The sequence below is a fragment of the Paenibacillus sp. OT2-17 genome (genome assembly GCF_009827695.1).
Lineage (GTDB): Bacteria > Bacillota > Bacilli > Paenibacillales > Paenibacillaceae > Paenibacillus > Paenibacillus polymyxa_B.
Genome location: NZ_WUDQ01000477.1, coordinates 1 through 2865, shown reverse-complemented (window position 1 = coordinate 2865; position 2865 = coordinate 1). Strand labels below are relative to the sequence as shown.

2 protein-coding genes are annotated in these 2865 nt (G+C 48.9%); both read left to right on the top strand.

The genetic code is table 11. The features are described 5' to 3' along the window. Positions 1–152: 152 nt before the first annotated feature. Complete coding sequence (locus tag GRP75_RS23345; RefSeq protein ID WP_160790499.1) at positions 153–1484, top strand: LysM peptidoglycan-binding domain-containing protein; 1332 nt, start codon at positions 153–155, stop codon at positions 1482–1484. A gap of 409 nt (positions 1485–1893) precedes the next feature. Then, on the top strand, positions 1894–2865 hold a 972-nt coding region (locus tag GRP75_RS23340; RefSeq protein ID WP_160790498.1), incomplete at its 3' end, for a class I tRNA ligase family protein.

Sequence of the window (2865 nt, the reverse complement as noted above, 5' to 3'; positions counted from 1 at the left end):
TTCAAAAGCCGCACAAACAGCTATAAAAGATGGCATGCCTTCTATTTTGGCGCATATACTTGAACCTAGAAACGGTTTGCAATATGGAGTTTCCGTGCGCCTGACCAGAAGTCAGAGGATGTGCGGAGACTGCCCAAAGGAGGATGCCATCCTTGAACAAACAACAGAATGATCAGCCGCAAGGCTTGCGTTTTGATATTTATGAACGCATTCATTTGACGGAGGAAGCTGCCGGGATTGCTGAGTTGGAGGAAATTGAGCTTCTGCCACGCATTCAGGTTGTAACCCACGGCGACCATGCCGCTTTGCGAGGGCATTTGCTGCTGGAGGGCGTGTACCGCACACCTGAACAGATTACGAGCGAGCTTCATCATTTGATCCCTGTGGAAATTACCATTCCGCTAAACCGCGTAGGGAGATTGGAAGATATCTCTGTCGAGATTGAAAATTTTGATGTGGACCTGCTCTCTTTACGTAGTCTAAACATTACAGGTGTTCTTTCTTTGCATGGCGTGGAAAGCTCGCACGCGGAGGAGACGGCGGTCTGGCTGGATGAGGAATTCACCGTAGTGCATGCACCTGAGCAACCGGTTCAATCCCATTCCGCCGATGGAGAGCATCGCCATGCAGAGGCCTATTCTACCAATGACTCGACCTCCGATTACGTTACAGACCCTGAAACCTCCTACAGAGTGCCAGCACAACAGGAGTCCGTTTCATGGGAACAGCTGTCTGAGGGCCAAGGAGAACAGAAGGCATCGTCGGAACAGCAAGCTTATGAGTCGGCAGTAGATCCTAACCGATTCTATGAGCCTTGGACGGGTAAAGCAGTTGAAGACAGCTCTCCAGAGGTCAAGCATGAGCATGGGTCTCCGGAAGTGTGGGGATTTCAGCAAGAGGAAGCATGGACAGGGGGGAATGAACCTAAAGTATCTTCCGCATCTCCCAATGCAGTATATGACCCTTTGTTGAATGAACCGCATCCTGCCACGGAGTCCGAGGTCTATCTGGAGCCACAGTTGGAGGAGAGTCAAGTAGATAACTTCGACTTCAGGCCTGAAGCGTCAGAACAGGTGAACCACGAGGCCCATGACACCTTTACTGAGGATAAGCCAGAGATGCGTGTGGCGCTTAACAGTAAAAAGGATGAAGGGGCAGACGAGCCAGACCCGGTTGTCTACTCATCATTGCTCCAATCCAGCCGTTCGGTGAAGGAAGCCGAATACCAGCAGCAATTGGAGCAGGAGCCGCAGGATCAGGACCAGAAAGCCGAAGAAGAGCGGGAGAATGCCAAGTGGAAGAACCTTTTTTTTCATACACAAGATGAAACACCTTTTCGCAAGGTGCGCTTATGCATTGTACAGCGCGAGGATACACTGGAAACCATAGCTGACCGTTATCAGCTCAGCACACGTGAGCTTCAACTGTATAACAGATTGGCGGAGCATCATGTGGAAGAAGGACAGGTATTGTACATCCCTTGATCCGGTTGCTGAAAAATGCACAGCGGGTGTTGACTATAGTCAATGGGAAATGTATGATGTGGTATAGTTATTGAAAGACTGAGATCGGGAAGAGTAGGCAGCAAGCCCTTCAGAGAGTGGAATTGCAGCGCTGTGAGGTTCCGCAGGAAGCTACTGGCCGAAGTCACCCGGGAGTCGCCTGTTTGAACGGTTCCTCATTTAATTCCTACGGAAGATAAGAGGTTCACGGTAGAATAAGGCCGGTCCGCAACCGTTATCTGCATAAAGTGTCACACCATGTGTAATGGATCAGTGGATACATACACTAGGGGTGAAACAAAGGTGGTACCGCGAGAGAACAGCCTTTCGTCCTTTGAGGATGAAGGGCTTTTTTTATTTGCCAATTGAAAAATCATGGAGGTATCCTGATATGTCAGAACAAGACAACAAGACAACCTTGGAAATGCCAACAACGTACGATCCAAAATCAGCAGAACAAAAATGGTACAAAACGTGGATGGAAAAGGGCTATTTCCGCGCCGGGCAACATCCAGAGGCAGAGCCTTTTACAATCGTTATTCCACCACCGAATGTTACAGGTATGTTGCATATTGGACATGCTCTTGACTTTACTTTGCAGGATATTATTATTCGCGCCAAGCGGATGCAGGGTTATGATGCCTTGTGGTTGCCAGGGGCAGACCATGCGGGTATTGCTACCCAAACAAAGGTAGAACAAAAGCTGCGTGAAGAAGGCCTGACACGTTATGATTTGGGCCGCGAGAAGTTTTTGGAGAAAGTGTGGGAGTGGAAGGAACTTTATCTGGATAACATCCACAATCAATGGGAAAAGATGGGTTTCTCTCTCGATTATTCTCGTGAGCGTTTTACGCTGGATGAGGGACTGTCCCAAGCGGTACGCGAGGTATTCGTTACACTGTACAAGAAGGGTCTGATTTATCGCGGTAAACGCATCATTAACTGGGACCCCGCTGCACGTACTGCATTATCGGACATTGAGGTGGAATACAAAGAGGTGAACGGAAATCTGTATCACCTGCAATATCCACTGAAAGACGGTAGCGGATTTATTACGGTAGCTACTACACGTCCTGAAACGATGCTGGGCGATACAGCAGTAGCTGTACACCCGGAAGATGAACGCTACAAGCAAATGATTGGCAAAACGCTTGTGCTCCCAATCATCGGACGGGAAATTCCGGTCATTGCGGATGACTACGTTGATAAAGATTTCGGTAGCGGCGCGGTTAAAATTACACCGGCTCACGACCCGAATGACTTTGAAATGGGACAACGTCACCAGCTGCCACAAATTACGGTGATGGATGAAACGGGAACGATGAATGCCGAAGCAGGCAAATATCAGGGCCTTGATCGTAGC